The sequence below is a fragment of the Kitasatospora sp. NPDC054795 genome, assembly GCF_053611565.1.
Genome location: NZ_JBSHAP010000236.1, coordinates 1 through 5,881 on the forward strand (window position 1 = coordinate 1; position 5,881 = coordinate 5,881).

Genomic DNA, 5,881 nt, shown 5'->3' on the forward strand with positions numbered 1-5,881 from the left:
GTGACCCGGCAGCGCAGCCAGCCGGCCCGGCGCCCGGCGACCACCGAGGCGGTGTGCCCGGCGGGCACGAAGACGACCACCTCGCCGGGCCGGTTGAGGCCGCCGGTGGTGTCGCTGCCGGTCTCGCAGGCGATCCAGCGCGCGCCGTCCCAGACCTCCCAGGCCAGCGGCGGCTGGCGCGGGTCGACGCCGACGCCCTCCACCCGGCTGTCCAGCCGGACGATCAGGATGCAGCGCGGCACGACGGCGGGCAGGGCGAAGAGCATGGCGTCCCCGGCCGCCGGGCGCGGCTGGAAGCAGGGCACGTCCGCGCCGTCGGCCAGCCGGGCCGTGCCGTCGGACTGCTCGCCGGAGGCGGAGACGGTGACCAGCCGCTCCAGCGAGCTGGGGACGATCGGCAGGTCCTCGGCGGTGGAGAAGACCACCGCGTCGTCGGTCTCGGTGCGCAGCGTGGAGACCTCGGTGCCGGCCCGCAGCAGGACCGTCTCGGGCTGCGGGGCGGAGAGCCAGAAGTCGACCTCGGCCCGGGCCGCGGCGGGCGGGAAGAGCCGGATGCCGAGCAGGTCGAGGAAGGCGGCGTAGTTCTTCTCCGGGACCCGGTTCAGCCGGTAGAGCAGCTGGTCCACCAGGTAGGCGAAGGTCTCGATCAGGGTGACGCCCGGGTCGGAGACGTTGTGGTCGGTCCACTCCGGGGCGCGCTGCTGGACGTAGCGCTTGGCCTCGTCGACGAGCTGCTGGAAGCGGCGGTCGTCCAGGTTCGGGGAGGGCAGGGCCATCAGCGCGCACCCCCGCCGACCGTGTCGAGGGCGTCCGCGCCCGGGTGCTCCGGGATGGTGTAGAAGGGGAACACCAGGTTGCGGCGATCGTTGGTGGCCCGCACGGTGTAGTGGACGTCGATGTAGAGGGTGCCCTCCTCGGCGCTGTCGAAGGCGATCACCACGTCGTCGACCTCGATCCGCGGCTCCCAGCGCTCCAGGGCGATGCGCACCTCGCGGGCGATCCGCCCGGCGGTGGTGCTGTCGCCCGGGGCGAAGACGTACTCGTGGATGCCGCAGCCGAACTCGGGGCGCATCGGCCGCTCACCCGGGGCGGTGCCGAGGATCAGCCGGATCGCCTCCGCGAGCTCCCGGTCGCGCTCCACCATGGCGATGCCGCCGGTGGCGTTCACCCGCAGCGGGAAGGCCCAGCCGCGTCCTATGAAGCTGCCACTCATGCTCAGCCCCCGATCAGCACGTTGAACGCGCCGGTGGTGACGGTGGCGCCGCAGGTGGTCTTGTCGCCCATGCGGGCCGCGGGCAGACCGCCGATGAGCACCACTCCCCTGGTCACCGCGCCCGGGGAGGGCAGCACCAGGTTGCCGGGGCCCAGGGCCAGGTGCGGGGGGACGACGCAGGCGTGGACGGTGCCGACGACGGCGGCGGGGCGGCCGCCGATCAGCACGGTCGCCACCTTGGGGGCGCCCGGCGGCGGGGTGGTGAGGGCACCGCCGTGGTCGGTCAGGTCGCCGGTCCGGGCTGCGGGGGGCATCTGCGGTCTCCGTTTCCTGCGGTGCCCGGTGTTCGCGGGCACTCGCCATACTGCCATTGCTTCTTGACGTTCCGTCAGTCGATCGCCGGTCTGTCGCCGGTCGATCGGCGGCTCAGTTGATCCGGACGAAGGCCCCCTTGAGCACCGCCTCGGCGCCACCGTCCACGGTGACCGACGTCGTGCCCCGGACGGTGACCGATCCACCGCGCACGTTCACCGCGCCGGTCCCCGCGTCCAGGGTGATGCCGGAGGAGGAGAGCCGTACCGTGCTGCCGGCCGCGCCGCCGGGGCCGTGGACGGTCAGCACGATCTCGCCGCACTGCTGGTCCAGGCTGACCTCCAGCTTCCCGTCACCGCTCGCCAGGTGGACGCCGGACTTGCCGCCCGGCACGTCCAGCAGCTCCATCCGGTGGCCCGAACGGGACACCACCGAGCGGCGGTTGACCTTGCCGGAGGCCCCGTCGACCAGTGGCACGTCGTGCGGGGAGGGCCGGTCCACACCGTTGTAGAGCCCGCCCAGCACGTACGGGCTGTCCAGGTCGCCCTGCTCGAAGCCGACCAGCACCTCGTCGTTGACCTCGGGACTGACCACGCCGCCGCCCCCGGCGCCGCCCCACTGCACGGTGCGCACCCAGTCGGAGACGTAGGTGTCGTCCAGCCAGGGGAACTTGAGCTTCACCCAGCCGCGCTGCCCGCCGCCCGGCTCCCGGACGTCGGTGACCACGGCGACGGCCAGGCCGGGCATCCGGGGGCCGCGCGGCGGGGCGTTGCCACCGCTGGTCAGCCCGGCCAGCGAGCGGTCGGGCGCCGCGCTGACCACGACGGTGGTGCGGTAGCCGCGGAACGGTTCGAGCAGGTGGCGCACCCCGGTGGCGGTGTAGCGGCCGGAGAAGGCGGCGCCGACGTTGCCCAGCGCGACCGCGGTGCCCGCCCGCAGCCGCGGGTTGCCCTCGGCGACCACCTCCAGCTCGCCGAAGCCGGCCGCCACCGAGGCGGCCAGCGACCGGGCCACCGAGGCGGTCTCCGCCTGGGTGCGGTACGGGGTGTCGGCGACGGTCAGCCGGGACTGGCCGGGAAAGGCGGAGGCCACCACCGAGGGGCTCATCCCCGGCTGCACGGTGCGGGAGGTCACCGCCGGCTCGGTGGCGACCAGGGCGCTCTTGGTAATGACGTTCCAGCCGCGCGCCTCGACCGTGTCCGCTCCTCCGGCGCCGGTCAGCACACCGCGCAGCTCCAGCAGGTTGCGGCCGTACTCCAGCACCAGCGGGTTCTGCGGCGCGGGGGTGGAGGGGGCCGGTGCGCCGGAGGCGGGGTCGGGCCGGACGAACTCCAGCCTCCCGTCGTCGTCCACCCGCACCTGGGCGCCGCTCTCCTGCGCCAGGAACTGGAGGAACTCCCAGTCCGGTACGTTCGCCTGCGAGAGCTGCTGGTGGACGACGGGGAAGGAGTCGACCTTGCCGCAGGTCAGGCCCGCGCCCGAGGCGACCTGGCGGACGATGTCGGCGGTGGTCATGTTCCGGAAGGCCTTCACCCGGCGCCCGCGCATCAGCCGGTGGGTGACCGCCGAGGCCCGCACCACGGTGTACGAGCCGGTGGTGTCCACCTCCAGCTCCAGCGCGGTCACCTCGCCGGTGAACAGCCGCGCCCGGGTGTTGCCCTGCACGGTCACCACGGACACCTTCAGCGGGGTGCCGATGGTGATCCCGGTGGCGGAGAGGAAGGTGTGGTCGGCGTCCCGGAAGGACAGCACCGCGGTGTCGGGCAGGCCGACGCTCTCCTCGATGTCGCAGGAGACCAGTTGGGTCACCCAGATCGGCGGCAGCGGGCCCGGCGCCTCGACGACGGGGTCGGCGGCGAAGGAGCGGCCGCCGCGGGCCTCGGGAGTGGTCATGGCCGTCCGCCCTGGGTGGGTTCGCCCGGGGCGTGGCCCCGGTCCTGGTTCCGGGTGTGGCTCTGGGTGAGTTCCTCGACGCCCGGCACGATCAGCTCCGCGCCGGGGACCAGCGCCATCGGATCGTCGATGTCGTTGGCCTCCGCGATGGCGCGCCACGCGGTGGCGTCCCCGTAGGCGCGCCAGGCGAGCATCGGCAGGCTGTCGCCGGCGATCACCCGGTGGGTGCTGCGGGCCTCCGGCGAGCCGGAGGTGGGGTTCTGTCCGGCCGGGTCGACGCTCGCCTCGTCGATGGTCAGCGAGCAGACCGCCCGCAGCGGCTTCCCGTCGACGTCGAAGAGCGAGTAGGTGACCGAGAGGCCGGTCAGCACCCCGTTGAACGACGTGGTCTTCAGGGTGCCCCAGTCCAGCCGGATCCACGGGCTGGCCGGCGTCTTGCGCGCCAGGCTCGCCGGGGTGGGCACGCACGCCGTCATCAGCTGCTCCACCGCCCGCTCCACCGAGTTGTCGTGGGTCGCGGTGGAGTCCAGGAACACGTCGAGGGAGAGCGAGCGCGGACCGCTGCCGACGAACTCGGGCAGCGCGGACTCGCCCGCCATCCGGGACGGGGTGCGCCGCCACTCGGTGGTCTTGCTCAGCACCAGGGTCGCCGGGTTGAACTGGAGCCGGAGCTGCGCGAGCGTGCCGCCGGGCTGGGCACCGACCGTGGACGGTGGCTCCATGATGGTCAGTTGGGCCCGGGTGACGCTGGCGGGGACCGCCGGGGACATCCTGGTGCTCCTTCCGTGGGTCGGGCTGTCGAGTGGGTTCCGTGGATCGGGCGGGCCCGGGCGGGCCGGGCGTGCGGTGGGGTCAGGAGGGGCGCAGGCCCGCGTGGGCGATCTCCAGGGTCTCCATCGCCGCCTGGGAGTTGGCGGGATCGAAGGACGGCCCCTCCCAGCGCACCGGGACGATCCCGAGCACCTGCCAGCCGACGATCCGGCTCAGGTCGGGCCGCAGCGCCACGATCTCGCCATCCTTCGGCTCGACCTTGCGGACGATCTCGGACAGCCAGCGGGCGATCTTCGTGGTGTCGGCGGTGACCGCGCGGGTCAGCGTGATGTTCGACCACGTGATGCGGCCCGGCAGCTGCCAGGCGAAGCCGTTGTTGCCGCCCTCCGCGTACTGCTCGATCTCGACCTGGGCGCCGAGTCCCGAGCAGGTGGTGAAGTCGCCCAGGTCGTTGCCGCCGATGGTCAGGCTGAAGAACACACTGGACGCGAAGATGTTGTCGGTCATCGCTCTGCTCCCTGCTTCCGGTCACGTCGCTGCTGCGGCCTGCTGTCGGCCGTCCGCCTGGTCCACGCTCTGGTCCGCGGTCCGGCCCGCGGTCCGGCCCGGGCTCAGCGGCGCATGTCGTACGGTTTGCCACTGCGCTCCCGGCCCCTGCGCAACTCGGTGCGCAGCAGCCGGCCGACCGGTTCGACCAGGCGGCGGGCCAGTTCGTCGAGGTCGGCGGGGTCGGCGCGCCGCTCGGCGCCCGGTCCGGCGGGGGCCTTCCCGGGGGTGCTCGCGGCGGGCGGGATACCGGGGGTGGCGGTTCGGGCCGGCCCGGCGAGCTGCACGGTGGTGGGTGTGCGCGCGGGCACGGCGGTCAGCGGCACCCCCGTCAGGCCCGTCTGCTCGGCCACCCGCTGCAGCAGCCGGGCCGTGGCGGGCGACGGCGGTGCGGCCGGCCCGGGAGAGGCGGACGGGGCGGACGGGGCGCTGGTGGCGTGCCCGGCGGGCAGCGCCCGGGCCACGACGAGCGCGGGGGCGGGCGTGGGCGCGGGGACGGACGTGGGCGCGAGTACGGTGCCGGGCTGCGGGCCCGGTGACCGGCTCGTGCCCGCCGGGGCCGAGCCAGTGGGCGGCGGCACCGGGGACGGCTGCGGAGGCCGGGGCGTGGCCGACAGGCGCTGGACCGACGGCGCCGCCACGGGCCTGAGCCGGACGACCGGCGGGCGCGGGGCGCTCGCCGTGGCGGACGGCGCACCGGGGGCGCCGGGGTTCGCCTGCCCGCCGGACGTCGGCGTGGCGGGCCGCTGCACGGCCGGGAGGCCCGCGCCCGTGGCACCGGGTCGCGGCGGCGCCGGGACACCGGGGTTCGGGACTGCCGCACGGGGTCGACCGGGCAGGACATGCGGTGGGCCCGCCGGTGCGGGCGCGAGCGGGGCGGTGGCAGGTGCCGCCGGGCCTCCGGCCGCTGACGGGTGATCGACGACGGTCGGGTGATCGGCCGCCGTCCGTCGGACCGACCGTGCCGACGGGCGGCGGGAGAACACCCGTTGCACCGCGGCCACGACCCCGCGTGGCGCGGCCGCCCCCGGAGCGGAGGGGCGCCCCGAACTCCCCGGCGAGGCCGACTCCCCGGCCGCGGCACCGCCACCTCCGGCACCGGGACCCGGCGAGCGCCGCACCTGCGCACCCGAGCGGCGCGGAGCG

General features: G+C 75.2%; 7 protein-coding genes. All 7 read right to left on the reverse strand.

Features of this window, described 5'->3' with window-relative positions; all coding sequences use genetic code 11:
• Positions 1 to 776: putative baseplate assembly protein (locus ACWGJO_RS40510; RefSeq protein ID WP_452190812.1), on the reverse strand; the 776-nt coding region annotated here is incomplete at its 3' end.
• On the reverse strand, positions 776 to 1,213 hold the full coding sequence (locus ACWGJO_RS40515) for a GPW/gp25 family protein (protein WP_387684353.1): 438 nt from the start codon (positions 1,211 to 1,213) through the stop codon (positions 776 to 778). The genes ACWGJO_RS40515 and ACWGJO_RS40510, both read right to left, overlap by 1 nt.
• 2 nt (positions 1,214 to 1,215) lie before the next feature.
• Positions 1,216 to 1,527, reverse strand: coding sequence for a PAAR domain-containing protein (locus ACWGJO_RS40520; protein WP_452190813.1), 312 nt, complete (start codon positions 1,525 to 1,527; stop codon positions 1,216 to 1,218).
• Between the two features lie 112 nt (positions 1,528 to 1,639).
• A complete protein-coding gene (locus ACWGJO_RS40525) occupies positions 1,640 to 3,418 on the reverse strand; it encodes a VgrG-related protein (RefSeq protein WP_452190814.1) in 1,779 nt (592 codons plus the stop codon).
• The gene (locus tag ACWGJO_RS40530) at positions 3,415 to 4,188 is read right to left on the reverse strand and encodes a CIS tube protein (RefSeq protein WP_452190815.1); all 774 of its coding nucleotides are present in this window, start codon (positions 4,186 to 4,188) and stop codon (positions 3,415 to 3,417) included. Before ACWGJO_RS40530 ends, ACWGJO_RS40525 begins: the two co-directional genes overlap by 4 nt.
• Before the next feature lie 82 nt (positions 4,189 to 4,270).
• Positions 4,271 to 4,696 (reverse strand): phage tail protein, encoded by a 426-nt coding sequence (locus ACWGJO_RS40535; RefSeq protein WP_359897847.1) that lies wholly within the window; start codon positions 4,694 to 4,696, stop codon positions 4,271 to 4,273.
• A gap of 104 nt (positions 4,697 to 4,800) precedes the next feature.
• Entirely contained in the window at positions 4,801 to 5,316 is a 516-nt protein-coding gene (locus ACWGJO_RS40540) for a hypothetical protein (protein ID WP_452190816.1), read from the reverse strand.
• Positions 5,317 to 5,881 lie beyond the last annotated feature (565 nt).